This window comes from Streptomyces sp. AK08-02 (genome assembly GCF_033795085.1).
GTDB lineage: Bacteria > Actinomycetota > Actinomycetes > Streptomycetales > Streptomycetaceae > Streptomyces > Streptomyces echiniscabiei.
Genome location: NZ_JARAZV010000007.1, coordinates 234,216 through 259,233, shown reverse-complemented (window position 1 = coordinate 259,233; position 25,018 = coordinate 234,216). Strand labels below are relative to the sequence as shown.

Below are 25,018 nucleotides of genomic sequence, written 5' to 3'. Positions count from 1 at the left end.
GGGTCAGAGGATCGCTCCGGGGGTGTAGGCCGCGGCCGCCGGGTGCTGCTTGGCGATCTCCTCGATCCGGCCGACGACGACGGCGACCTGGTCGGCCGCGGCGCCCGTGAACGAGAGCTTGTCGGCCATCAGGGCGTCGAGCTGCGCGCGGTCCAGAGGGATGCGCTCGTCGGCGGCGAGCTTGTCGAGGAGCTCGTTGCGCTCGGTGCCCTGCTCACGCATGGCGAGCGCGGAGGCGACGGCGTTCTCCTTGATGGCCTCGTGCGCGACCTCGCGGCCCACACCCGCGCGCACCGCGCCCATCAGCACCTTCGTGGTGGCGAGGAAGGGGAGGTAACGGTCGAGTTCGCGCGCGACGACGGCCGGGAAGGCGCCGAACTCGTCGAGGACCGTGAGGAAGGTCTCCAGCAGCCCGTCGAGCGCGAAGAACGCGTCGGGCAGGGCCACCCGGCGCACCACCGAGCAGGACACGTCGCCCTCGTTCCACTGGTCGCCCGCCAACTCGCCCGTCATCGAGGCGTAGCCGCGCAGGATCACCATGAGCCCGTTGACGCGCTCGCAGGAACGCGTGTTCATCTTGTGCGGCATCGCGGACGAGCCGACCTGGCCGGCCTTGAAGCCCTCCGTCACCAGCTCGTGCCCGGCCATCAGCCGGATCGTCTTGGCGGTCGAGGAGGGCGCGGCGGCCAGTTGCACCAACGCGGTGACGACGTCGTAGTCGAGCGAGCGCGGATACACCTGGCCGACGGAGGTGAAGGCGGTGGAGAAGCCCAGGTGCCCGGCGATCCGCTGCTCCAGCTCGGCGAGCTTGGCCGCGTCGCCGCCCAGCAGGTCCAGCATGTCCTGGGAGGTGCCCACGGGACCCTTGATGCCGCGCAGCGGATACCGCTCCAGCAGCTCCTCGACCCGGCCGTACGCGACGAGCAGCTCGTCGGCGGCGGTCGCGAACCGCTTGCCGAGGGTGGTCGCCTGCGCGGCCACGTTGTGGGAGCGGCCGGCCATGACCAGCTCGCCGTACTCGCCCGCGAGCTTCCCGAGCCGCACCAGCACGGCCACCGTGCGGTCGCGCACCAGCTCCAGCGAGAGCCGGATCTGCAGCTGCTCCACGTTCTCGGTGAGGTCGCGGGAGGTCATGCCCTTGTGGACGTGCTCGTGCCCGGCGAGGTCGTTGAACTCCTCGATCCGCGCCTTCACGTCGTGCCGGGTGACCTTCTCGCGCTCGGCGATGGACGCCAGGTCGACGGTGTCGAGAACTCGCTCGTAGTCGGCGAGGGCGGCGTCGGGCACCTCGATGCCGAGGTCCTTCTGGGCCCGCAGCACGGCGAGCCAGAGCTGCCGCTCCAGCCTCACCTTCTGCTCGGGCGACCAGAGCGTGGCGAGCTCGGCGGAGGCGTAACGCCCGGCGAGGACGTTCGGGATGCGGGGCTTTGCGGGTGCGGCGGTCACGTGTACGGAGTTTACCCGGCGTCCAGAAGGGGTCTGACCCGTCTGTGGAGTCTGTAGGGCGCAGGTCGGATGCACTCCGACCTGCGCTCTTCCGTGGGGTCTGTGAAAGAAAGGGCTCTGGCTCGTCTGACAGACCCAACAGGCGCGTGACGCTCGCCGCCAGGCCGCACGCAGCTGGTCGGTACGCGTTCGGCGAGCCGTGGACGACCTGATCGCCGGCTACCGCTGACCAAGAGCGGCTTCACCGTCCGCCAGGGCCCGTAGCTCCTTGGTCGTGTCGGACTGCTCGTGCCGGGTCTCAGTCAGCTGTGGTCACAGGGTGCTGCCGCTGCCGTACGGGGCGTACAGGTCCAGCAGCCGGGTGCGGGCCGAGCGCAGCCGGTGGGCGAGGATGTCGCCCACCCACTGGGCGACCGCGTGGCCCAGGGCGGGGTCGTCCTGACACATCGCGCGTACGGCGACGGCGTCGAACTCGTACGCCCGTACAGGCGTCGTGGTCTCGGCGCCCAGGTGCCAGGCATGCGGCGCGAACAGCCAGGACCAGCCGACGAGTTCGTTGTGGCCGAGGCTCTCGATGACCGCCGCCCGGCGGCCGGGCACCCGCATGTCGAGGTCGATCGTGCCGGTGCGGATGATCCAGAACCGGTCGGCGCGTCCGCCCTCTTCGAAGAGGCGGATTCCCTGCGGGAACGACACCTCACGGGCGATACGCATCAGCCGGTGCCGGTGCTCGGCGGGCAGCGCCCGCAGCATGCTGGGAGTGGGCGGAGCGTTCATGACGGGCCTCCAGGACGGGCGTACTCACCTGCCATGTCCAGCGTGCGCCCGTACTCCGGCGCGAACCATGGGCCACCCGGTCCCACCGCGGGGCCATCCGGCACTGCACGAGAACCCTTCGGCACCCTGTCCCTCCGCCTGCCCCGATGTTCGATGAAGACGTGACACACGTGAGGCAGCGCGGTCGAATAAGGGGGTGAGTACCGTGGGTACGACACTGACGCCGGACTTCTGGAAACTGTTCGCCGTCCTCCTGGTGATCGCCATGGCGGTGACCTTCGTGGTCAGTGCCATGCTCGACGCGCTGGCGTTGCGGATGCTGCGCCGCCGTGCCGCCCACTGCCGGCCGCCGGGCACGCGGGCGACCGAACTCGCCCACCGGTCCGCCCGGACTCCGGTGCATCACTGAGCTGAGCTGGATCGGGGACGCGTGGACGGGGATCGAGGTCTTCCGGTCGTCCTGGAGCCCGAGGACGAGGACTCCGCCGGTGGAGTTCGCGAACGCGGCGACGTCCTTGGCCAGTTCGCCTCCGCCCTCAGTGCCGTTGGCGTGCGGTTCGAGCTTGTGGTCGAGGTCCTGGCCCTCGGCGGCGAGGGGGTTGTTCAGCAACTTCCGCACGTCGTCGGCCGTGGCCTGGGCGGGGTCTGCGCCGAGCAGTGTGGCCAGGCGGCGGTAGTACGACATGTCGGCACGACAGCGGCAGGGCCGGGAACAGTGCTTCACGTTTTCGCGGCCGATGAGCCGCAGCCGACGTGTGGGCTTCGGGGCATGACCGGCAGGCGTTGGGCCGAAGGGTCCTCCGAAGGGGCTGGGCGGCCCCTGGTGGCACGGATGTCCCTGCACGAGGCTCGGCAAGGAGACCGGGCAGGCCGAGTAGGCCCGACAGCCACAGGAGGAGCCCACCATGCTTCGGCACATCACCACGGGAATCGACGGATCCGCCGAGAGCCTTGCCGCCGCGCACTGGGCGGCCCGTGAGGCGGTGCGTCGCGGCGTCGCGCTCAACCTCGTGCACGCCTGGACGCTGCACCCCCATCCCGCGCCCTTCGTCCCCGCGGACCGGAGCGAGCGGAGCTGGGCCGAGGAGACCCTGGACACGGCGCTGGGCGGTATCCGCGCCGCGCATCCCGGGCTGCGGATCGTCGAGCGGCTGGTGCGCGACTCCGCGGTGGACGCCCTTCTCACGGAGGCCGAGGAGGCGGAACTGCTCGTGCTCGGGTCCCGTGGCCTCGGCGGCGTCACGGGATTCATGACCGGCTCGGTGTCCCAACGGGTCATCGCCAGGTCCGCCCGCCCGGTCGTACTCGTACGGGCGGGCGATTCCTACGCCGATGAACACCTGTCGGTTTCGGACGGAGTCGCGCCGGACGAGATACCTGAGACCCCGTACCGCGATGTCGTCCTGGGACTGGACACCCAACACCCCTGCGACGAACTGATCGACTTCGCCTTCACGTCCGCCCGGCGCCGTAACGCCGCGCTGCACGTGATCCACGCCTTCAGCGCCCCGCCCTTCCACGTCGCCGACGGCGGCCCGGTCCCGCCCACCGGCCCCGAACTGCTCGCCGCCGAGGAACACTCCGTGGTCGCGGCGCTGCGCCCGTGGAGCGAGAAGTATCCCGAGGTCCGCGTGACCGAGACCGTCTCCGAGGGACGGGCCGCCACCGCGCTGGTGCGGGCGTCGGCCGGAGCCTCCCTCGTCGTAGTGGGGCGCCGGCCACGGGAGACCCGCCTCGGCCCGCACATCGGCGCTGTCACCCACGCGGTACTGCACCACGTCAGCTGCCCGGTGGCCGTCGTCCCGCACGACTGAACCCGCGCCGTGAGAGTGCTCCGGGCAGCGGCGGCCCCAGAGAGGGAAGAGCCATGACCACGCGTCACGTCGTCGTCGGTGTGGACAGCTCGGTCGCCGCCGTACGAGCACTGGATCTGGCCGCCGACGAGGCGGCCCTGCGCACCACCACTCTGGAGATCGTGTACGCGGTGCCCGGCTTCGACGAAGCCTGGCCGGTGCTGGCGTCTGCCGCCTCCCGGGTGGCGTACCGCCATCCGGGCCTGCCGGTCGTCACCCTCCCCGCCGAGGGGCACCCGGCGGCCGTGCTGGCGGAACGCGGACGTGAGGCCGCGCTGACAGTCGTAGGCCGCCGGAGCCCCGGCGAGCTCGCGGGTGCGGTGCTGCACTCGGTGAGCCGGAGTCTGGCCGCGCACGGCCCGCTGCTGGTCGTACGCGGCGACTCCCCACCGCACCTGCACAACGAGGTACTGCTCGTCCTCGACGCCGACGCCGACATGGCCGCGTACGCCATCCACGAAGCGGGTCTTCGCAGCGCGGAGCTGCGCATCATCCGGGCCCCGGCGCATCGGTACCCGGCTTCGGCGCCGGTGCCGCGCCGCCGAAGCGAAGCCGCCACGGCACACGTTGTCCCGGCCGGCGATGTGCTGGTGGGACAGGGCGAGCGGTGCCCGCGCGTCCGCAGGGTGACCCAGGACGCCGGCCCCGCTTCGATGCAGGCACTGCTGGAGGCCACCCGTACGTCCGACCTCGTCGTCATCGGCTGCCGACCTGGTCCGGGCGGCCATGGACGCCACCTCGGTTCCGTGGCCCGCACGTTGCTGAATCGGGCCCACTGCCCGGTGCTGATGGTGACCACCGGGCAGGAGAGCACCACGCCTTCGCCCACGTGAACAGACACGCGCCGGCATGGGCCGAACGGCCCCACAGGCAGGGACGGACGGCCAGGTTGGGGTGCGCTGCCCGGCCCTCCCGGAGGACGTCGCGCCTCACGAGTATCGAAGGCAAGGCATTCCCGTGCGAAGCGAGGGAGAGAACCGGCGATGACGGTAACGACGACGGCCGGAACCCAGGCACCCGAGGCACGGCGTGGCTTCGCCGGCACGGCCTGGCGCGAGCGGATCGACGTCCGCGACTTCATCCAGGCCAACTACACGCCGTACGAGGGCGATTCCGTCTTCCTGGCCGGTCCCACGGACCGCACCCGAGTCGTGTGGGAGGCGGTCAGCGCACTGTTCCCGGAAGAGCGACGCCGCGGCATCCTCGACGTGGACACCGCGACCCCCTCCACGATCACCTCGCACGCGCCCGGATACATCGACCGCGAACGGGAGTTGATCGTCGGCCTGCAGACCGATGCCCCGCTGAAGCGGGCGATCATGCCGAACGGCGGCCTGCGGATGGTCGAGAACAGCCTGAAGGCGTACGGGTACGAGCCCGACCCCTTCGTCTCCCGCGTCTTCGGGACCTACCGCAAGACCCACAACGACGGTGTCTTCGACGCGTACACCCCCGAGATGCGGGCCGCCCGCAGGGCCGGGATCATCACCGGACTGCCGGACGCCTACGGCCGGGGCCGGATCATCGGCGACTACCGGCGCGTTGCGCTGTACGGCACCGACCGGCTTATCGAGGCCAAGCGGGCCGAGAAAGACCTCCTGGACGCTCGCCCGTCGACCGAGCACGTCATCCGGGACCGTGAGGAACTCGCCGAGCAGATACGGGCATTGGGCGAGCTGACGCGGATGGCGGCCACCTACGGCTGCGACGTCACCCGGCCCGCGACCACAGCCCACGAGGCCGTGCAATGGCTCTACCTCGGCTATCTCGCCGCGGTGAAGGAGCAGAACGGCGCCGCGATGTCGCTGGGCCGCACCTCCACCTTCCTGGACGTCTACCTCCAACGGGACCTCGACGAGGGGATCATCGACGAGTCCCGCGCCCAGGAACTGATCGACGACTTCGTGATCAAGCTGCGGATCGTACGGTTCCTGCGCACCCCCGAGTACGACGCGTTGTTCTCCGGCGACCCGACCTGGGTGACGGAGTCCATCGGCGGCATAGGCACGGACGGCCGCCCGCTCGTCACCCGCACGTCCTTCCGGTTCCTGCAGACCCTCTACAACCTCGGCCCCGCCCCGGAACCGAACCTCACCGTGCTCTGGTCGCCCCGACTGCCCTCCGGCTTCAAGGAGTTCTGCGCCCAGGTGTCCATCGACACCAGCGCGGTCCAGTACGAGTCCGACGAGCTGACACGGCCGTGCACGGGCGACGACACCGCGATCGCCTGCTGTGTCTCCGCCATGGCGGTCGGCAAGCAGATGCAGTTCTTCGGAGCCCGGGTCAATCTCGCCAAGGCGCTGCTGTACGCGGTCAATGGCGGCCGGGACGAGATGACCGGCGAGCAGATCGCTCCCGAGGCGCCCGCACTGACGGGCGACTACCTGGACTACGAAGAACTGTCGGCGGCGTACGACCACGTCCTCGACTGGCTTGCCCGCACCTACGTCAGCACGCTCAACGTCATCCACTACATGCACGACAAGTACGCCTACGAGCGCATCGAGATGGCCCTGCACGACCACCCGGTGCACCGCTTCATGGCCTGCGGCATCGCCGGACTCTCGGTCGCCGCCGACAGCCTCTCCGCCGTCAAGCACGCCCGGGTGAAGGTGTTCCGCGACGCCACCGGCCTCGCCGTCGACTTCCGCACCGAGGGAGACTTCCCGGCCTACGGCAACAACGACGACCGCGCCGACAGCATCGCCGTCGGCCTGGTCGAGGCCTTCATGGCGAAGGTGCGTGAGCACCCCGCCTACCGGGACGCCGAGCACACCCAGTCGGTGCTGACGATCACCTCGAACGTCGTCTACGGCAAGCACACCGGCAACACCCCCGACGGGCGCCGCGCCGGAGCGCCCTTCGCCCCCGGCGCCAACCCCATGAACGGCCGAGACCGGCACGGCGTCGCCGCCTCCGCACTGTCGGTCGCCAAGCTGCCGTACGAGCAGGCCCGCGACGGCATCTCGCTGACCACGACCATCACCCCCGAGGGGCTGGGACACGTGCCCGCCGAGCGCGCCGGCAACCTGGTCGGCATCCTCGACGCCTACACCGCCTCGGGCGGCTTCCACATGAACGTCAACGTCCTCGACCGGGCGACGCTCGAAGACGCGATGGAACACCCGGAGAAATACCCGGAGTTGACCATCCGGGTCTCCGGATACGCCGTCAACTTCGTCCGCCTGACCCGTGAGCAACAGCTCGACGTGATCAGCCGCACCTTCCACGGAGCGTTGTGAACACCGCGACCAGGCCGGTGACGGGCAGGATCCACTCCTGGGACCTGTCCACCGGCGTGGACGGCCCCGGAACCCGGTTCGTCCTGTTCGTCAGCGGCTGCCCACTGCGCTGCCTGTACTGCGCCAACCCCGACACCTGGCACATGCGCGACGGCCGGGAGGCCACGGTCGACGAGGTGATGACGGAGATCGAGAAGTACCGCGCCTTCATCACCACGGCCGGCGGAGGAGTGACGCTCACCGGCGGCGAACCGCTGCTCCAGTCCGCCTTCACCGGCGAGATCCTCCGCCGCTGCAAGGAAGCCGGGCTGCACACCGCACTGGACACCTCGGGGTTCCTGGGCTCCCGCGCCACCGACGAACTCCTCGCCGACACCGACCTGGTCCTGCTCGACATCAAGGCCTTCGACGTCACCACCTACCGGAAACTGACCGGCGGCCGGCTTGCCCCCACTCTGAACTTCGCCACCCGCCTCGACCGGCTCGGCGTCCCGATGTGGATCCGCTACGTCCTGGTCCCCGGCTGGACCGACGACCCGGAAGCCGTCGACGGCCTCGCCCGGTTCGTCGCCGGCCTGGGACACGTCGACCGGGTGGACGTGCTGCCGTTCCACAAGCTGGGCGCCGCGAAGTACGAGGCCCTCGCCATCCCCTTCCCGCTGCGCGACACCCCTGCCCCCGATCCCGCGCTGACCGAACGGGTGCGGGAGCAGTTCAGGGAACAGGGTGTTGCGGCCCACTGAGCGCGGCCCCACCCGTTGTACGCGGCCACGGCGGTCGACAGTGTCCGGGAGATCAGGCCGGTGCCGACGGACTCCGCCAGGCCGTACGCGTCCAGCTCGCCCCGCAGGTCCTGCTTCACGCGGGCGAGGGCGAAGACGACGCCCCGGTCGGTCAGTTCGCCACGCAGCGAGTCGACGGCATCCAGGGCGCTGATGTCGACCTCCACGTTGGCCTCGGCGATGAGGACGAACCAGCGGACCGGGCCTTCCTGTTCGCCGACCTCGTCGACGGCGGCCAGGGCCCGGCCGTGGAAGTTCTCCGCGTTGGCGAAGAAGCGGGGCGAGTCGTAGCGGTAGACCACCAGTCCCGGGGATCGTCCGGGCCTGCGGACAGTCGTCCACGTCGTGCATGCCGGGCACCGCGCCCTCGACCACGCCGTGCGGGCGCGCGACCCGGTCAGCAGCACGGACGGGCGGGGAACCGCGAGTAGCCGGGCCGTTCCGAGGGACTTCCGGGCCCGCGTCCCGCCGTCCAACAGGCCCTCGGAATGGGGTCGTTCAGACCTCTGGTCCCGGACCTTCGGCATCGGGCGACGCCCGCTCCGCGCCACGAGAGTAAGTGGTGTCAGGCACCGCCCAGACCGTCCCCGAAGGGAACACCACCATGGCCGTGCACGAGCACCCTCACCGGAGCCCGGGCTTCCACCTGCCGTCCCTGCGCAGGAACCGGACCGCCTCCGCGCCCGAGTCCGCCGTGTCGGCACGTACCGACACGCACACCGCGCAGGCCTACGTCCTCGCCTCCCTGCGCCTGCTCACCGGGTTCGTCTTCCTGTGGGCGTTCCTCGACAAGACCTTCGGCTTCGGCTACGCCACCCCGTCCGGCAAGGGCTGGATCGACGGCGGCTCGCCCACCATGGGCTTCCTGGGCAACGTGGCCGTCGGACCGATGGAGTCCACGTTCCACTCCTGGGCCGGGGACACCTGGGCGAACTGGATGTTCATGCTCGGCCTGCTGGGCATCGGCCTCGCCCTGGTCAGCGGTATCGCGCTGCGGCTCGCAGCCGTCGCGGGCACCGTGATGATGGCGTTGATGTGGATCGCCGAGTGGCCGCCGGCCAAGCACCTGTCCGACGGGTCGCTGAGCATGTCGACCAACCCGTTCACCGACTACCACCTCATCTACGCCGTCGTCCTCATCGCCCTCGCGGCGGCCGGTGCCGGTGTCACCTGGGGCCTCGGCAAGCAGTGGACCAAGCTCCCGTTCGTCAGCCGCAACCGCTGGCTGCACTGACCGCGGGAGGGACGGCGGGGTCCCTCAGGGCTCCGCCGTCCTCAGTCGCGCCGCAGGCCCGTAGGGCCGGTCGGCCCTGGCCGGGGACCTGCGGCCCCTGCCCCTCGCACCCTCTCGACACGACGCTGGCATCAGGCCCCCGATTCGGGCGGCCCCTCAATCCGGGAGTTGGAGACCATGCCCCGCACCGTCACCGTCGGCCTCGACGGCTCGCCCGAAAGCCGCGCCGCCGCCGAATGGGCGGCCCGTGAAGCCGCACTGCGCGGACTGCCGCTGAAGATCGTCCACGTCTGGGAGCCGGTCCCGGCGCCCATGGCGCAGGCCCCGCTCCTCGGCCCCGAGACACAGCAGCACTGGAGCGAACGGATTCCCCGCGAGTCCGCCGAGGGGCTGCGCCTGCGCCACCCCGGGGTCGAGATCATCGCGGAACAGATTCCCGGTGGGGCCGCCGAGGTCCTCTCACGGCTGCCGCAGGACACCGAACTGCTCGTCCTGGGTTCCCGCGGGCTGAGCGGGATCGGCGGATTCATGGTCGGCTCCGTCGCCATGAGCGTCGTGGCGCACGCCACCCAACCCGTGGTCCTGGTCCGGGCCGGCGAACAGGCCGCCGACGAGCACGAGTTGGACCCGGCGGGCATCCCGTCCGCCGCCGCTCCCTTCCGGCCCGTCGTCCTCGGCCTGGACACCGGCAGCCCCGACGACTCCGTCATCGAGTTCGCCTTCGCCGAGGCCGCCCGTCGATACACGTCCCTGCGGGTTGTCCACGGCTGGAACCCGCCGCCTTACTACGCATACGGCCTCGCCGCCGACCTCGAACTCCACGCCGAACTCGGCCGGCAGCAGTCCGAAGCCCTGGCCGAGGTCATGCGCCCGTGGCGGCAGAAGTTCCCCGCCGTCATCGTCACGGAGGAGTCCCGCTTCGGCCAGGCCGCCAACCACCTGGTCGACGCCTCCCGCGAGGCATCCCTCGTCGTCGTGGGCCGCCGCATCCGCCGCAACCCCTTCGGCGTGCACATCGGCCCCGTCACCCACTCCGTCCTGCATCACGCCACTTCCCCCGTCGCTGTCGTCGCACACGGCTGACCCACCCCGAGGAGCAGAGATCATGAAGGCAGCGGTCGTACGGGCGTTCGGTGAGCCCCTGGTCATCGAGGAACGCCCTGACCCGGAGCCCGGCCCCGGCCAGGTCCGCGTCCGTGTGGAGGCCTCCGGGCTGTGCCACACCGACATCCACGCCGCCCACGGCGACTGGCCCGTCAAGCCGAACCCGCCGTTCGTGCCCGGTCACGAGGGCGTCGGCCTCGTGGAGAAGCTCGGTGACGGCGTCGCCCACCTTTCCGTGGGACAGCGGGTCGCCGTGCCCTGGCTGGGGAAGGCGTGCGGGCGGTGCGAGCACTGCCTCTCCGGTTGGGAGACGCTGTGCGAGCAGCAGATCAACACCGGGTACGGGTGCGACGGCGGGTATGCCGAGAAGATGCTCGCGTGGGCCGACTTCGCCCAGCCGGTGCCCGACGGGATCAGCGCGCTTGAGGCCGCCCCGCTGACCTGCGCCGGCGTCACCACGTACAAGGCGCTCAAGGTCGCGGAGGTCAAGCCCTCGCAGCTTGTCGCCGTCTCCGGTGTCGGCGGGCTCGGTCACCTGGCCGTGCAGTACGCGAAGATCGCCGGGGCGACCGTGGCGGCGATCGACGTCAGCGACGAGAAGCTGCGGCTGGCCGCGGAACTCGGCGCGGACATCGTCATCGACGCCCGCAAGGAGGACGTCGGCGCGGTGCTCCAGCAGCACGGTGGGGCGCACGCGGCCATCGCGCTCGCCGTGAACGAGGCCGCGTTCGCGTCCGTCAACTCCGGGCTGCGGCGCGGCGGAAAGCTCGTCATGGTGGCCCTGCCCGCGCACGGCACGATCCAGGTCCCGATCTTCGACACCGTCCTGCGCGGCACCTCGGTCATCGGGTCGATCGTCGGCACCCGGCAGGACCTCGCCGAGGTCTTCCAGCTGCACGCGGCCGGCCGTACGAAGGTCATCTACGAGACGCGTCCCCTCGCGACCGTCAACGAGTCCATGGAGGACGTCCTGCGCGGCTCGGTCAAGGCCCGCATCGTCTTCGACCTGGGCGCGGGGAAGTGACGAGGATGACCAGGCCCATGACGGACCTGCCCCTGGTGGTGGGCGTCGACGGTTCCGAGCAGAGCTACGGGGCCGTCGACTGGGCGGCGGACGAGGCAGCCCTGCGCGGAGTGCCGCTGCGGCTGGTGTACGCCTCGCTGTGGGAGCGGTACGAGGGCGGCGCCCTGGCCCACGGCCTCGGCAGGACCACCGAGCAGATCCTGGCCGACACGATCGTCGAGGCCGCGGCCGAGCGGGCCCACCGCCGTCAGGCGGACGTGAAGGTCACCACCGAGGTGTTGCCCGAGGGACCGGTGACGGTGCTGCTGCGCGAGGGACGCGACGCCTCGGCGCTCGTCCTGGGGACACGCGGCCGTAGTGGCATCACCGAGCTGCTGCTCGGCTCGGTGAGCCTCGCGGTCGCCGGCCGCGCCGAGTGCCCGGTGATCGTGGTGGGTTGCGGCCCCGAGCGCCGGCCCAGGATCCGGACCGAGCAGCGTGTCGTGCTCGGCGTCGGCGAAGAGCCCAATCCGGCTGCCGTGGACTTCGCCTTCCGGGCGGCGGCCGACCGGGACGCGACGCTGCGCGCGGTACGCGCCTGGCGGTGTCCGGCGCACGAGAGCACCGATCACCCCCTGCTTGCCGGTGAGCCCGCGCGGCTGCACGAGCAGCGGGCCGCGGAGATCCTGGAGGAAGCGCTGCGCGACGCCGCCGCGGAGCATCCGTCGGTACGGGTGCGCCGCCAGACCGTCGAAGGACCGGCGCGCAAGGTGCTGGTGGAGGCCTCGGCCACCGCCGATCTCCTGGTCGTCGGCGCCCGCCGACGGCACGGGCACCACGGACTCCAACTCGGCCGGGTCGCCCACGCGGCCCTGCACCACTCCGCCTGCCCCGTCGCCGTCGTGCCCCAGCGGGCGTGAGGACCGTGGCCGGCTCAGAGACCCGCCGCGTGATCGGGGACGTACGTCTGCAGATCACGCGGCGGGCGCTCGTACCCGGTCGACGGTGGCCGGTGCGGCAGCTCCAGCACCGGCGGTGGTACCTCGTGATAGGGGACCGTGCTCAACAGATGGGCGATCATGTTCAGGCGCGCCCGGCGCTTGTCGTCGCTCTCCACCACGTACCAAGGCGCCTCCGAGATGTCCGTGTGGACCAGCATCCGCAGCGGGTCCTTGAGACGCTGGCGGAACCGCTCCTGCTGCACCGCGTCGCTCACCGAGAACCAGTACTTGCGCAGCACGATGCCCGCCCGGTTGTACCAACTGCGGTCGAACAGCACGATCTCCCCGGCCGCCGGCAACTGCTCGACGTACCGCTGGAAGTACCACTGCGTGCGCTGACGCTCGGTCGGCTTCGGCAAGGCCGCGATGCGGGCCACTCGCGGATTGAGGTGTTCCGCGACACGCTTGATGGTGCCGCCCTTGCCCGCCGCGTCCCGGCCCTCGAACACGATCACCGGGCGGGCGCCTTCCGCCCGTATCCACTCCTGAAGCTTCACCAGCTCCGTCTGCAGTCGCAGCAGCTCCGGCTCGTACACCTTGCGCGGCAGGGTCGCCGCCTTCTTGCCGGCCATGCCGCCTGCACCGTCCGAGACCCACGTCGATGACTCAGGGAGCCACGATGCCCAGCGTCGAACACCAGGACAGCAGCACCGTACTGACCGACGACGAACTGCGCACCCTGCACGCCCACTGGCGGGCCGCCAACTATCTCGCCGCCGGCCAGATCTACCTCATGTCCAACCCCCTGCTGACCGAGCCCCTCAGGCCCGAGCACATCAAGCCGCGCCTGCTCGGCCACTGGGGGACCTCGCCCGGCCTCAACCTCGTGTACACGCACCTCAACCGGGTGATCAAGGCGCGCGGGCTGGACGCGCTGTGCATTTGGGGGCCGGGACACGGAGGGCCGTCCGTGGTCGCCAACTCCTGGCTGGAGGGCAGCTACAGCGAGACGTACCCGGACGTCAGCCGGGACGCGGCGGGGATGGACCGGCTCTTCCGGCAGTTCTCGTTCCCCGGCGGGATACCCAGCCATGTGGCTCCGGAGACGCCCGGCTCGATCCACGAAGGCGGTGAGCTCGGCTACTCGCTCGCGCACGCGTACGGCGCCGCGTACGACAACCCGGACCTGCTGGTCGCCTGTGTGATCGGTGACGGCGAGGCGGAGACCGGGCCGCTGGCCGCCGCCTGGCACTCGAACAAGTTCCTCGACCCGGTGCACGACGACGCGGTCCTGCCGATCCTGCACCTCAACGGCTACAAGATCGCCAACCCGACCGTGCTCTCCCGCATCCCGGAGCCCGAACTCGACCAGCTGCTGCGGGGATACGGCCACATCCCGATCCATGTCACGGGCGACGACCCGATGCAGGTCCACCGCGCCATGGCCGCCGCCTTCGACCAGGCGCTGGAACACATCGCGCTGATGCAGGCCTCGGCCCGCGAGGACGGCGTGGCCGAACGCGTCCACTGGCCCGTCATCGTGCTGCGCACCCCGAAGGGCTGGACCGGTCCGGCCGAGGTCGACGGCGTCCCGGTGGAGGGCACCTGGCGCGCACACCAGGTGCCGCTGGCCGGCGTACGCGAAAACCCGGATCACCTGCGGCAGTTGGAAGCCTGGCTACGCTCGTACCACCACGAGGAACTCTTCGACGCCGACGGGCGGCCCACCGCCGACGTCCTCGCGTGCGTCCCGGAGGGCACCAAACGACTGGGCTCCACGCCATACGCCAACGGCGGGCTGCTCGTCCGCGACCTGCCGATGCCGTCCCTCGACCGCTTCGCCGTGCCCGTCGACAAGCCGGGTGTCACCCTGCACGAGCCCACCCGCATCCTCGGCGACCTCCTCGAACAGGTCATGCACGACACGGCCGCGCGTCGCGACTTCCGTGTCGTCGGCCCCGACGAAACCGCCTCCAACCGACTGCAGGCCGTCTTCAACGCGAGCGGCAAGGCATGGCAGGCCGAACATCTGCCCGTCGACGAACACCTCGACCGGCACGGCCGGGTGATGGAGATCCTCTCCGAACACACCTGCCAGGGCTGGCTGGAGGGCTATCTGCTCACCGGCAGGCACGGACTGTTCTCCTGCTACGAGGCATTCGTGCACATCGTCGACTCGATGGTCAACCAGCACATCAAGTGGCTGAAGACATCGAGGGAGTTGCCGTGGCGGGCACCCATCGCCTCCCTCAACTACCTGCTCACCTCGCATGTCTGGCGCCAGGACCACAACGGCTTCTCGCACCAGGACCCCGGGTTCATCGACCACGTCCTCAGCAAGAGCCCCGAGGTCGTACGGGTCTATCTGCCGCCGGACGCCAACACCCTGCTGTCCGTGGCGGACCACGCCCTGCGCAGCCGCGACTACGTCAACGTGATCGTGGCGGGCAAGCAGCCCTGCTTCGACTGGCTGTCCATGGACCAGGCCCGCGCCCACTGCGCCCGCGGCGCAGGCATCTGGGACTGGGCCGGCACCGAGAACGGTGGCGAACCGGACGTCGTGCTGGGCTGCGCCGGCGACGTCCCGACACAGGAAGTCCTCGCCGCCGCGCAGCTGTTGCGCAGGCATCTCCCCGAGCTCGCCGTGCGGGTCGTGAACGTCGTCGACCTGGCCCGGCTGCTGCCCCGCGAGGAACACCCGCACGGGATGAGCGACTTCGAGTACGACGGCCTGTTCACCACCGACAAACCGGTGATCTTCGCGTACCACGGCTACCCCTGGCTGATCCACCGCCTCGCCTATCGCCGTAGTGGCCACAGCAACCTGCACGTACGCGGATACAAGGAATCGGGCACCACGACCACCCCGTTCGACATGGTCGTTCGCAACGACCTCGACCGCTACCGCCTGGTCATGGACGTCATCGACCGCGTCCCGGGCCTCGCCGTGCGCGCCGCCGCCGTACGGCAGTCGATGGCCGACGCCCGCACCCGCCACCACGCCTGGATCCGCGAGCACGGAACGGACCTGCCCGAGGTCGCCGACTGGACCTGGAACGCCTGAGACACGCAAACAGCGGTACGGCTGTGCCCCGTAACTCGTGGGGGACAGCCGTACCGCTCTCTGCGCTCCGCACCGACGACCGCCGTGACCGGGGACGACCGGCAGGACTTAGGGCCGACCGGCCCCCTGCCCGCCCCCGGACAGCCCATGGGATCACCCTCCGAACCGCTGGATGCTCAAGGTGTCGAGAGGCTTGGAGGAGACCCGCGATGACGCACGACGTACTCAGCCGACCACCTGTCCACGCCCTGCTGTCGGACGGCACCACCGTGTGCATACGTCCCTTGACACCAGGAGACCACGACCAGTTGCAGGGGCTCTACGAGGAGATGTCCCCGGAGAACCTGCGTCTGCGGTTCTTCGCGGCGAGCCGGCGGTCGGCCGCCATGGCCGCCGACCGGGCCTGCGCACCGGCACGAACCGGATACCGGGCCCTGCTGGCCGAGGTGACGGGCCAGGTGGTCGGTCTCGCCGAGTACGACGCCGTCGGCGCCGACGACTCGGCAGAGATCTCCATCGCCGTCGCCGACGGACGGCACCACCGCGGGGTCGGCACACTCCTCGTCGAACACCTCGTCTCGGCGGCCCGGACGGAGGGCATCCGGACCTTCACGGCCGATGCGCTGAGCGAGAACCACGAGGTACTCCGGCTCTTCACAGACCTCGGCCTGCACATCGACCGACGCCTCGACGGCCCCGAGACGAGCTGTGCCATCGCGCTCGACGAGGACGAGACCTACCTCTCGGCCGTCGAGGCACGCGGCAGGACCGCCGACGTCGCCAGCCTGGAGCCGTTGCTGCGCCCGCACACGGTCGCCGTCGTCGGAGCGGGACGCAGGCCGGGGTCGGTGGGCCGGGCGGTTCTGCACCACCTGCACGCGGGCGGATTCACCGGGCGCCTGTTCGCGGTGAATCCCCGTGTCACCTCGATCCTCGGTGTGCCGTCCCATACCTCCGTCGGCGCGCTGCCCAAAACCCCTGATCTCGTGATCGTGGCGGTGCCCGCCACGGCCGTCGCGGCCACCGCCGAGGAGTGCGGCAAGGCCGGAGTGCGGGCGCTGCTCGTCGTCTCCGCGGGCTTGGACAGCGCCCAGGCCGGGGCATTGCTGGCGGCCTGCCGGATGTACGGCATGCGTCTTGTCGGCCCCAACTGCCTGGGCATCTCCAACACCGAACCCGGACTGCGGCTCGACGCGACCTTCGCCGCCGAGCATCCGCGCCCGGGCACGGCGGGGGTCGCCGTGCAGTCCGGCGGCGTCGGTATCGCGCTGCTCGACGGGCTCTCCCGGCTCGGTGTCGGCGTCTCGACGTTCGCCTCTCTCGGCGACAAGTACGACGTCAGCGGCAACGACATGCTCCAGTGGTGGGAGAGCGACGGCCGCACCGAGATCGCGTTGCTGCACCTGGAGTCGTTCGGTAATCCGAGGGCCTTCTCCCGTACCGCCCGCCGGGCGACCCGCCGTTTCCCCGTGCTGACGGTCGACGCGGGCCGCACCGACGCGGGGCGGCGCGCGGCGGCCTCGCACACCGCTGCCGCCGCCACCCGGACCATGACCCGGCAGGCACTGTTCACCCAGGCCGGCATCACCGCGACCCGCTCGGTCGGTGAACTCCTCGAAACTGCCGCCCTGTTGCACTCCCAGCCGCTCCCGAAGGGCACCCGGGTGGCCATCGTCACCAACGCCGGCGGCGCCGGTGTCCTCGCGGCCGACGCCTGCGCGGAGGCGGGCCTGGCCCTGCCCCCGTTCACCCCGGAGGCCGTCGACGACCTGCTCGCCGTACTGCCCGACGGGGCCGCCGTCGGCAACCCCGTCGACGCCACCGCGGCGGTGACGGAAGAGCAGCTCAGCGAGTGCGTGGACAGAATCCTGCGGTACCCGGGCATCGACGCCGTCCTGCTGGCCCTCGTTCCCACCGCTGTCGCCGCCGCGACCGGAGACGACCTGGTCCGGGCCCTCACCCGTGCCCCGGCACGCCGGGCGCGACCGGTCGCCGCGATACGCCTGGAGCAGGGTGAGCCGGTCCGGCTGCTGCCCACCCCCGACGGCGGCGCGATCCCCTCGTACGCCGAACCCCAGGCAGCAGCACGGGCATTGGCCCACGCCGCACAGCGCGCGGCCTGGCTGAGCCGCCCCGCCGGAACGATCCCGGACCTCCAGGGCGTCGACACCGAGCGGGCCCACGCGGTCGTCGACGACTACCTCGCCTCGAACGCCGACGGCGGCTGGCTCGACCCGCGCACCTGCGCCGACCTCCTGTCCTGTTACGGCATCCCCCAGCTGCCCTGGGCCTGGGCGGAGACGGAGGACGAGGCCGTCGCCGCCGCCGACCGGCTGCGCGGCACCGACGGACGGGTCGTCATGAAGGCCCACTGGCCGGGACTGGTGCACAAGAGCGAGCAGCACGCAGTCCACCTCGACCTCCGGGGCGACTCCCAAGTGCGCGCCGCCTTCCGGGACTTCGAGACACGGTTCGCAGGCCTGATGACCGGAGTGGTCGTCCAGCCGCTCGCCGCACGCGGCACCGAGCTGTTCGCGGGAGTCGTCCAGGACGAGGTCTTCGGCCCTCTCGTCCTGTTCGGACTCGGCGGGACGGCGACGGAGGTGCTGGCCGACCACGCTGCCCGGCTCGCCCCGCTCACTGACCATGACGTACGCGACCTGATCACCGCTCCGCACTGTGCGCCTCTGCTGTTCGGTGCGCGCGGCAGCGGCCCGGTCGATCTCGACGGCCTCGAACAGCTGCTGCTGCGCCTGTCCCGCATGGCGAGCGACCTGCCACAGCTGGCCGAGGCCGACTTCAACCCCGTCCTCGCGACACCGGGCGCAGTCACCGTGCTCGACGCACGGCTGCGCCTGCTGCCGCGCAGGCCCCAGGACCCCTATCTGCGCCGACTTCGGTGAGGAAGGAACGGACATGAAGCACAACAAGGTCGGCTCCGTGATGACCACTGAGGTTGTCCGGGCCGAGTACGGCACCCCGTTCAAGGAGGTGGCACGGCTGCTCGCCGACCACCGCATCAGCGGACTGCCCGTCGTCGACGAGGACGACCACGTCATCGGAGTCATCTCCGAAACGGACCTGATGGTGCGGCAGGCGGCGACCCCGGACCCGTACGAACCGCCGAGGCACCGCTTGGGGCTCGCCGGCCTGACGCGCGACGCCAGGCGGCAGGCGGCGAAGGAGAAGGCACGCACCGCCGGTCAGCTGATGACCGAGCCTCCTGTCGTCGCGCACACCGACGACACCATCGTCCAGGCCGCCCGGACCATGGCACAGCGGCGCGTGGAGCGGCTGCCGGTGCTGGACGAGGAGGACCGGCTCGTCGGCATCGTCACCCGGCGCGACCTGCTCCAGGTCTTCCTGCGGCCCGACGCGGAGATCCGTAAAGAGGTGATCGACGAAGTGCTGGTCCACACGCTGTGGCTGGCGCCGAGCGGCGTCGACGTCTTCGTCACGGAAGGTGTCGTCACGCTGGCCGGCCACATGGAGCGCAAGACCGAGACCGAGATCGCCGTTTCCATGACCAGGCAGATCGACGGCGTGGTCGGCGTTGTCGACCAGCTCACCTACCGGCTGGACGACGCGTGCCTGCGCCCCGACGAGCCGGCCGTGCACGGCGTGGCCGACGACTGGCTGCGCAAGCTCTGACGTGAGAGGAGGCGGATCGTCATGCCCAGCAGTGTGTTGGTCGCCTACGGAACGACGAACGGATCCACCGCACGGATCGCCGAGGCCGTGGCCAGGGTTCTGCGCGAGGACGGGCTGACGGTCGACGTACTGCCGGCCCGCTCGGTGGTGAGCGTGGCGTCGTACGAGGCCGTCGTGGTGGGAGGTGGCGTGTACGCCGGGCGCTGGCAGAAGGACGCGCGTCGCTTCCTCCGCCACCACCGTCGTGCACTGGCCGGGCGCCCGCTGTGGTTGTTCAGCAGTGGCCCGCTCGACGCCTCGGCCTCTGAACGGGACATCCCGCCCGTACCCGGAGTGAAACGGGCCATGATCCGGCTCGACGCCAAGGAACACGTCACCTTCGGGGGCTGCCTCGAAGAGGGAGCGAAGGGATTCATCGCCCGGAAGATCATCTCCTCCGGCAAGGGCGGAGATTTCCGGGACTTCACCGCGATCGAGGCGTGGGCGAAGCGCGTAGCAAGTGAGTTGGCGCGAGTGTAGAAGGGATGGTTCCGCCCGGCCCGCGCCGATCGGTCGGCGCAGGCCCGGCCCGTGTTCGCTGCTCGGGCAGGAGACCTACACCACGGCGACTGGGCACTCGGCATCCCGCAGAAGAGCCCACGTGATGCCTGCCGACCCGCTGCCGGCACGTCGTCCGACCACCACGAGCGTGGCGCTCGCCGAGTTGAGGATCAGGGCATGCGCCGGGGCGAACAGGACGACGTCATCGAGTACCCACACCTCGGGGTACGTCGCGCGCCACGGCCGCAGACGTCGGCGAGCAGCTGCACCTCGTGATCCTCCCAGGCGCCCCGGTCCTCCTCCGGTATGCCGAAGGGCAGTTCGGCGGCACAGGAGGGGAGCCTCCCGGCATGCACGGCGTGCAGACGTACGTGCCTCGTCAGGGCGGTTTCGAAGGCGAAGTCGATGGCTGCCGCCGCCGGTTCACGAGCGTCCACGCCGAGCACGACCTCGTGTCGGCGGTGCGGCAGGGCTCCGAGGCCGGGATCGTCCGGCACCAGCACGACGGGACAGGAGGACGCTCCGACGACGGCGAGAGCGGCCGACTCCTGCGGGGGGCCGGCGGCATGGCCTTCTCCGGGCATGCCGAGGACGACCATCTTCGCCTGGCCCAGGATGCCGGGCCGCAGATGGTCGACGGTCAGGAGTGGCAGTCCACGCAGTCGTGCCTCATGGGCGGCTCAACCGGCCACCACACCCTCGTGATCCGATCGGTCGATACGCGCAACGATTGTCCGGTCCATGACGTCTGCCTCTCCGGCACCAGGAGAGATGCCGTCCTCGCAGGTCAGCCAAGTTCGACCGTGACCTCGGGCGGTTGCCGCAGCGTGCTGTGCACGGTGCGGTGGCCGACCACCGCGCGCGGCGCCTGCCGCTGGTCCGGCACCTTCATCCTCCTGCGGCATCTCGCTGACGGAGATGGGCCGGTCGGCCCCGGCGGGGGACGTCGGGTCCTCGCACGGGGGCGCTCGGTATGCGGCCGGACCCGCGGGGCGGCCTGGTGCCCCGCGGGAGCGGCGGGCCGGTCACTTGTCGGTCCAGATACCCGAGATGCGCCGTGTGGCGAGGTCGGAGCGGACCAGCAGGTGCGTGTGGTGGGCCGGGGCCTCGTGTCCTGGTCCTTCCCAGCGGAGGGTGACACGACTCCAGCAGTGCCCCATACCGCTGTCGTTGTAGGTGACGCTCCACCTGGCGGGGACGCCTTTCGCACGCAGTACGCCGTCCCCCTGGTGGGCGGCCTCCCAGCGAATCAGGCTCCGGCACAGCTCTGCGGTGAGGTAGTGGCGGCGGAGTGCGTGGGCCAGTTGCCCACGGCCGAGGTCGTAGAGCGCGTCGGTGTACGCGCCGTAGAAGTCGGCGACGTGACCGACGACGGACTGCGGGCTGCCCTCGCGGATCGGCACGGCAGCCTCGGAAGGTGGGCCGAGCGGTATGGCCGAGGTGGGTTGCCTGGGAGCCGGTACCGTGGCGCCCGGTGCCAGGCGGCGAAGCGCGCGGGTCGTGGTCATGGAACTCTCCTACCCTCTCTGGAGCACGACGGTTGGGTGCTCACTTTCGAGTACAGCGTGGTGAGGGGGCGAACACGAGGGCCAGGTGGCTTGTCCGTCCGGTCCGTTCGGTCCCTGAGCGAGACCGTGGGCAGGGCCGTGACCGCAGAACGGCCGACGACCCCGCCCACAGCACGCCGGTCGTCGAACGATTCCTCGGCCGCGAGGCAGGTGAGCGGAGTTCCGGGTGTCAACCGGTCATATGGCTCCACCGCGGGCCGACCTGGTCCCACTCCTGGCCCCACCGGTTGATACGCCGCTGGTCGAGCCGCCACCGTGCGAGGGCTCCGGTGCCGCAGACGATCCCGGCGAGGGCCAGCGCGGCTGCCGCACCGAGGAAGCCGGCCTCGACAGCCGCGTCCGATGGACTGATCGGCTCGGTGGTGAGCTCGCCCTGGCCGTCCTGCCAGACGGCGAGCTCGGATCCGGCCGTCAGCCCCGCCTTCACCAGTATCTCGCCGGTGCGGGTGGAGCCGTCCGTGGCTGTCCAGCGGACCGTCGCCATCGACCGGCCGCTCGCTCCCCTGAGTGTCGAAACTGCCGGTGGCACGTCGGTGAGCAGCACGGCTCGGACGGAACGGCGCTCGGCGCGCTGTGCGGCGAACACCTCGTCGGCGGCGTGGGCCGTCACCAGGCCGGCGACCGCGCCCCCTATCGCGATGACCGCCCACACGGCCAGCACGATCCAGGCCTCGACGATGTCGTCGTGGCGTCGCAAAGGGTTACGCCGCCACCGCCAGAACCGCTTCCTCGTACGCCTGCTGCCGTGCATCGGTCCGCACCTCCTCCTGAAGTTCGTGACATTCCCGAAGGTGACAGCCGGAGGAGGGATGGGACATGGGCCCACCGGGCGGAGCCGGTGGGCCGGTCGGGGTCAACTCGCTTTCGAAGAAGGGACGTTCAGCCCTGAACCGAGAGGGCGGGTGGGTGCCTCAAGGCCGGGAGGCTGTCACGGACCCGGTCGGGTCGGGGTTCCGGAGGCTTCCTGGCCCCGGGCGCGGGACCATCGGCCCTGACCCTGCCCGGGCCGGTGGGTCCACGCTCGGAGGACAGCATCGGCCGTTCGGATCCGGTGCGCGAGGAGGGCGTCATGACGAGCACATTCCTGGACGCCGCGATCCTGGAGACCTGCGTCTCGGCGGCGGTCGCCGCGCCTTCGATCCACAACACGCAGCCATGGCGGTTCCGGCTGGATCCCGCCACGGTCACCTTCCAGGTGTTCGCCGCTCCCGAGCGAGGCCTGAGGCACACCGATCCGACAGGCCGGGCCCTGTACCTGTCGGCGGGGGCATGTGTCTTCAACCTGCGGGTCGCGCTGGCCCATTTCGGCTGGGCGCCCGTGACGCGTCTGCTGCCCTGCCCGGAGAACCCCGGCCTGTTCGCCACCGTTCGTCCGACGGAGCCCGGCGATCCGCACCAAGGGCGGCAGAGCCTCGACCTCTACGCGGCCATCTGGCGCAGGCACAGCAGCCGGTTCCCCTTCTGCGGCATGCCGGTTCTCCCCGACCTGCGCGCGGAACTCGGCGCGGCGGCCCGTGCGGAGGGCGCACGGCTCACCTTCGCCGAGGCCACCGAGACGGACCGTCTCCTTCGGCTGACCGCGGAGGCCGAGCAGCGCAATCGTCTCGACGCCGACCGGGCGGCGGAAGGCCGCCGCTGGGTGAACCACGAGCTGGACCCGGCCCGCGATGTGGGCGTGCCGCGGAAGGCGCTCGGCCCGCAGGACGCCCGCGAACACCTCCCCGTGCGTGATTTCACCGCACAGCGCCATCCCGAGCGGCTCGTCGCCCAGCCCTTCGAGAAGGACCCGGTCATCGCCGTGCTGGCGACCGAGCACGACCGCCGTGCCGACTGGCTGCGCGCCGGGCAGGCGCTCCAGCACGTCTGGCTCCTCGCGACGGCCCAAGGCCTGCGCGTGTCTCTGCTGCATCAGGCGCTGGAGTGGCCCGACCTGCGCGAATCGCTGAGCCCTGGGCCCGACCGGACCGGTCACGCGCAGTTGCTCATGCGTTTCGGACACGGTCCGCAGGGCGCCGTCACCCCTCGGCGCGCCCCGGGTCCGGTGTTCGGGGAGGAGCGGCCGAACGGGTAGGCCCGGTCAGCCCGTCGCTGTCGTGAGCGTCGGCTCCTCGGGCAGGTGAGGGTGCACTTCGAAGACGCCGGACAGACCGGCATGACGGAGCACCCGCAGGAAACGGCCGCTGTCGGAGACCAGCCGCAGCCGGCCCTGGCGTGCCAGGGTCCGGTTCCGCGCCCGGCACAGCACGCCCAGGCCGGCACAGTCGATGAAGGACACGCGGCGGAGATCGAGTATCAGATCGGGTTGGCCGTGTGCGGTCAGTGTGTCGAGGCGTGCCGAAAGGGACAGCACCCTGGCGAGGTCGACCTCGCCACGCAGTTCCAGAACGGTCGCCCCGTGGGCGGGTTGTTCCGTGGGGTGCGGTACGGACCTGGTGCGGGTCTTGGACATGGTGAGAGAAAAGCGTGTTCGGCGACACGAACGGAAGGGCCGGTCGGCCCCTGCGGCACCGGCCCGAACGGCGTTTCGAGGCACGCTCATGGCCGGGCGACGACCCCGAACGGCCGGGTGATGGGTACCGACCGGCCCAAGCGAGGCCCACGGGCGCGGGACAAGCTGGATCCGCGGGGCAATCCCGACGTCGGTCGCGCGATGCTCGGCCCTACCGACCGTCGCCGAACCGTCGGGACCCGAGACCCGAGACCCGAGAGAGAACACGAGGGAGAGGTGCGTCATGAAGGGCTTCGTCTTCCACGGCCCCGGACAGTCCGCCTGGGAGGAGGTTCCGGATCCCGGCATCAAGGAACCCACCGACGCGATCGTGCGGGTCGACACCGTCACCATCTGCGGGACGGACCTGCACATCCTCAAGGGCGATGTGCCCGAGGTGAGCCCGGGCACGGTGCTCGGGCACGAGGCGGTCGGCGAGATCGTCGAGGTCGGCAGCGACGTGCGCACCGTGCGGCCGGGAGACCGGGTCCTGGTCTCCTGCATCAGCGCCTGCGGGCGATGCCGCTACTGCCGGGAGAGCATGTACGGGCAGTGCCAGGCCGGCGGAGGCTGGATCCTCGGCCACCTGATCGACGGCACCCAGGCAGAGTACGTCCGTGTCCCGTACGCCGATCTGTCCGTGCACGCACTGCCCGGCGCGGTGGACAGCAAGGACGCCGTACTGCTGGCCGACATCTTCCCGACCTCCTACGAGGTGGGTGTGCTCAACGGGCGGGTACGGCCCGGAGACACCGTCGCCGTCGTCGGCGCCGGCCCCATCGGACTGGCGGCGATCGCCACGGCCCGGCTGTTCTCGCCCGAGCGGATCGTCGCCGTCGACCTGGCCGCCACTCGGCTGGAGGCGGCCAAGCGGCTCGGCGCCGATGCCGTGGCCGACGCCCGTGAACACCCGGAGCAGCTGATCGCCGACCTCACGGACGGACTCGGCGCCGATGTCGTCATCGAGGCGGTGGGCGTGCCGGAGAGCTTCGAACTGTGCACACGCATGGTGCGCCCCGGCGGACACGTGGCCAACGTGGGCGTGCACGGCAAGCCCGCGACCCTGCACCTCGAAGACCTGTGGATCAAGAACGTGACCATCACGACCGGGCTCGTCGACACCTACTCGACGCCCACGCTGTTGCGGATGGCGGCGGCCGGCCGGCTGCCCACCGCGGAGATGGTCACCCACACCTTCCCGCTCGACCGCATGGAGGAGGCCTACGACGTTTTCTCCCGGGCCGCCGACACCGGCGCGCTCAAGGTGGTGCTCGGCGGGCCGCAGCACGAGGTCGCCGTCCGTGCGGCCTGACGAGAGGAAGCGA

22 protein-coding genes and 2 pseudogenes are annotated in these 25,018 nt (G+C 71.0%); 15 read left to right on the top strand and 9 right to left on the bottom strand.

Annotated features, from left to right (window positions below; genetic code table 11):
* Positions 1–3: 3 nt before the first annotated feature.
* Positions 4–1,446 (bottom strand): adenylosuccinate lyase, encoded by a 1,443-nt coding sequence (purB, locus tag PV734_RS16770; RefSeq protein WP_319290095.1) that lies wholly within the window; start codon positions 1,444–1,446, stop codon positions 4–6.
* 312 nt (positions 1,447–1,758) lie between these two features.
* Positions 1,759–2,223 carry a cyclic nucleotide-binding domain-containing protein gene (locus PV734_RS16765; RefSeq protein ID WP_319095672.1) on the bottom strand — a complete coding sequence of 155 codons (465 nt, stop codon included), beginning with the start codon at positions 2,221–2,223 and terminating at the stop codon, positions 1,759–1,761.
* A 205-nt stretch (positions 2,224–2,428) separates the two neighbouring features.
* On the opposite strand from PV734_RS16765, the gene PV734_RS16760 reads away from it, so the two are divergent.
* The gene (locus PV734_RS16760; RefSeq protein ID WP_319290094.1) at positions 2,429–2,632 is read left to right on the top strand and encodes a hypothetical protein; all 204 of its coding nucleotides are present in this window, start codon (positions 2,429–2,431) and stop codon (positions 2,630–2,632) included.
* 48 nt (positions 2,633–2,680) lie between these two features.
* Here the strand turns inward: PV734_RS16760 and PV734_RS45815 are convergent.
* Positions 2,681–2,908 (bottom strand): annotated as a pseudogene (locus tag PV734_RS45815) (helix-turn-helix domain-containing protein); the annotation flags it as partial.
* Between the two features lie 220 nt (positions 2,909–3,128).
* Between PV734_RS45815 and PV734_RS16755 the strand changes: the two are divergent.
* The 4 genes from PV734_RS16755 to pflA all read left to right on the top strand — a co-directional run bounded on the left by PV734_RS16755 (position 3,129) and on the right by pflA (position 8,061).
* The gene (locus tag PV734_RS16755; RefSeq protein ID WP_319290092.1) at positions 3,129–4,037 is read left to right on the top strand and encodes a universal stress protein; all 909 of its coding nucleotides are present in this window, start codon (positions 3,129–3,131) and stop codon (positions 4,035–4,037) included.
* 53 nt (positions 4,038–4,090) lie between these two features.
* Positions 4,091–4,909, top strand: coding sequence for a universal stress protein (locus PV734_RS16750; RefSeq protein ID WP_319290090.1), 819 nt, complete (start codon positions 4,091–4,093; stop codon positions 4,907–4,909).
* A gap of 150 nt (positions 4,910–5,059) precedes the next feature.
* The gene (gene pflB, locus PV734_RS16745) at positions 5,060–7,318 is read left to right on the top strand and encodes a formate C-acetyltransferase (protein WP_319290088.1); all 2,259 of its coding nucleotides are present in this window, start codon (positions 5,060–5,062) and stop codon (positions 7,316–7,318) included.
* On the top strand, positions 7,315–8,061 hold the full coding sequence (gene pflA, locus PV734_RS16740; protein WP_319290086.1) for a pyruvate formate-lyase-activating protein: 747 nt from the start codon (positions 7,315–7,317) through the stop codon (positions 8,059–8,061). Before pflB ends, pflA begins: the two co-directional genes overlap by 4 nt.
* On the opposite strand, the pseudogene PV734_RS16735 reads toward pflA, so the two are convergent.
* Positions 8,061–8,496: pseudogene (locus tag PV734_RS16735) on the bottom strand (STAS domain-containing protein); the annotation flags it as partial. The gene pflA and the pseudogene PV734_RS16735 overlap by 1 nt on opposite strands.
* A gap of 208 nt (positions 8,497–8,704) precedes the next feature.
* Between PV734_RS16735 and PV734_RS16730 the strand changes: the two are divergent.
* The 4 genes from PV734_RS16730 to PV734_RS16715 all read left to right on the top strand — a co-directional run bounded on the left by PV734_RS16730 (position 8,705) and on the right by PV734_RS16715 (position 12,361).
* A complete protein-coding gene (locus tag PV734_RS16730; RefSeq protein WP_319095678.1) occupies positions 8,705–9,334 on the top strand; it encodes a DoxX family membrane protein in 630 nt (209 codons plus the stop codon).
* A gap of 177 nt (positions 9,335–9,511) precedes the next feature.
* Positions 9,512–10,417 (top strand): universal stress protein, encoded by a 906-nt coding sequence (locus tag PV734_RS16725; protein ID WP_319095679.1) that lies wholly within the window; start codon positions 9,512–9,514, stop codon positions 10,415–10,417.
* 22 nt (positions 10,418–10,439) lie between these two features.
* Positions 10,440–11,462: a zinc-dependent alcohol dehydrogenase gene (locus PV734_RS16720; protein ID WP_319095680.1), complete on the top strand. Its 1,023-nt coding sequence runs from the start codon at positions 10,440–10,442 to the stop codon at positions 11,460–11,462.
* Positions 11,463–11,479: 17 nt separating this feature from the next.
* On the top strand, positions 11,480–12,361 hold the full coding sequence (locus PV734_RS16715) for a universal stress protein (RefSeq protein ID WP_319290084.1): 882 nt from the start codon (positions 11,480–11,482) through the stop codon (positions 12,359–12,361).
* Positions 12,362–12,375: 14 nt separating this feature from the next.
* On the opposite strand, the gene PV734_RS16710 is transcribed toward PV734_RS16715, so the two are convergent.
* Complete coding sequence (locus PV734_RS16710; RefSeq protein WP_319095683.1) at positions 12,376–13,014, bottom strand: polyphosphate kinase 2; 639 nt, start codon at positions 13,012–13,014, stop codon at positions 12,376–12,378.
* A 47-nt stretch (positions 13,015–13,061) separates the two neighbouring features.
* Here PV734_RS16710 and PV734_RS16705 point away from each other — a divergent pair, with 47 nt between their 5' ends.
* The 4 genes from PV734_RS16705 (at position 13,062) to PV734_RS16690 (ending at position 19,616) form a co-directional block, all read left to right on the top strand.
* A complete protein-coding gene (locus PV734_RS16705) occupies positions 13,062–15,446 on the top strand; it encodes a phosphoketolase family protein (RefSeq protein WP_319290082.1) in 2,385 nt (794 codons plus the stop codon).
* Positions 15,447–15,655: 209 nt separating this feature from the next.
* The gene (locus tag PV734_RS16700) at positions 15,656–18,349 is read left to right on the top strand and encodes a GNAT family N-acetyltransferase (RefSeq protein ID WP_319290081.1); all 2,694 of its coding nucleotides are present in this window, start codon (positions 15,656–15,658) and stop codon (positions 18,347–18,349) included.
* A gap of 13 nt (positions 18,350–18,362) precedes the next feature.
* Entirely contained in the window at positions 18,363–19,097 is a 735-nt protein-coding gene (locus tag PV734_RS16695; RefSeq protein WP_319290079.1) for a CBS domain-containing protein, read from the top strand.
* A gap of 21 nt (positions 19,098–19,118) precedes the next feature.
* Positions 19,119–19,616 carry a flavodoxin domain-containing protein gene (locus tag PV734_RS16690; RefSeq protein WP_319290077.1) on the top strand — a complete coding sequence of 166 codons (498 nt, stop codon included), beginning with the start codon at positions 19,119–19,121 and terminating at the stop codon, positions 19,614–19,616.
* A gap of 191 nt (positions 19,617–19,807) precedes the next feature.
* Here the strand turns inward: PV734_RS16690 and PV734_RS16685 are convergent, their stop codons facing one another.
* The 3 genes from PV734_RS16685 to PV734_RS16675 form a co-directional block, all read right to left on the bottom strand.
* Positions 19,808–20,221 carry a universal stress protein gene (locus PV734_RS16685; protein ID WP_319290075.1) on the bottom strand — a complete coding sequence of 138 codons (414 nt, stop codon included), beginning with the start codon at positions 20,219–20,221 and terminating at the stop codon, positions 19,808–19,810.
* Positions 20,222–20,662: 441 nt separating this feature from the next.
* Entirely contained in the window at positions 20,663–21,145 is a 483-nt protein-coding gene (locus PV734_RS16680; RefSeq protein ID WP_319290073.1) for a hypothetical protein, read from the bottom strand.
* A 229-nt stretch (positions 21,146–21,374) separates the two neighbouring features.
* On the bottom strand, positions 21,375–21,956 hold the full coding sequence (locus PV734_RS16675; protein ID WP_319095690.1) for a hypothetical protein: 582 nt from the start codon (positions 21,954–21,956) through the stop codon (positions 21,375–21,377).
* A gap of 318 nt (positions 21,957–22,274) precedes the next feature.
* Here PV734_RS16675 and PV734_RS16670 point away from each other — a divergent pair, with 318 nt between their 5' ends.
* Positions 22,275–23,276 (top strand): Acg family FMN-binding oxidoreductase, encoded by a 1,002-nt coding sequence (locus tag PV734_RS16670; protein ID WP_319095691.1) that lies wholly within the window; start codon positions 22,275–22,277, stop codon positions 23,274–23,276.
* Positions 23,277–23,282: 6 nt separating this feature from the next.
* Here PV734_RS16670 and PV734_RS16665 read toward each other — a convergent pair whose 3' ends face one another.
* Positions 23,283–23,654, bottom strand: a complete 372-nt coding sequence (locus tag PV734_RS16665) for an STAS domain-containing protein (protein WP_319095692.1) — start codon at positions 23,652–23,654, stop codon at positions 23,283–23,285.
* A 283-nt stretch (positions 23,655–23,937) separates the two neighbouring features.
* On the opposite strand from PV734_RS16665, the gene PV734_RS16660 reads away from it, so the two are divergent.
* Entirely contained in the window at positions 23,938–25,005 is a 1,068-nt protein-coding gene (locus PV734_RS16660; RefSeq protein WP_319095693.1) for a zinc-dependent alcohol dehydrogenase family protein, read from the top strand.
* The last annotated feature ends 13 nt before the right edge of the window (positions 25,006–25,018 follow it).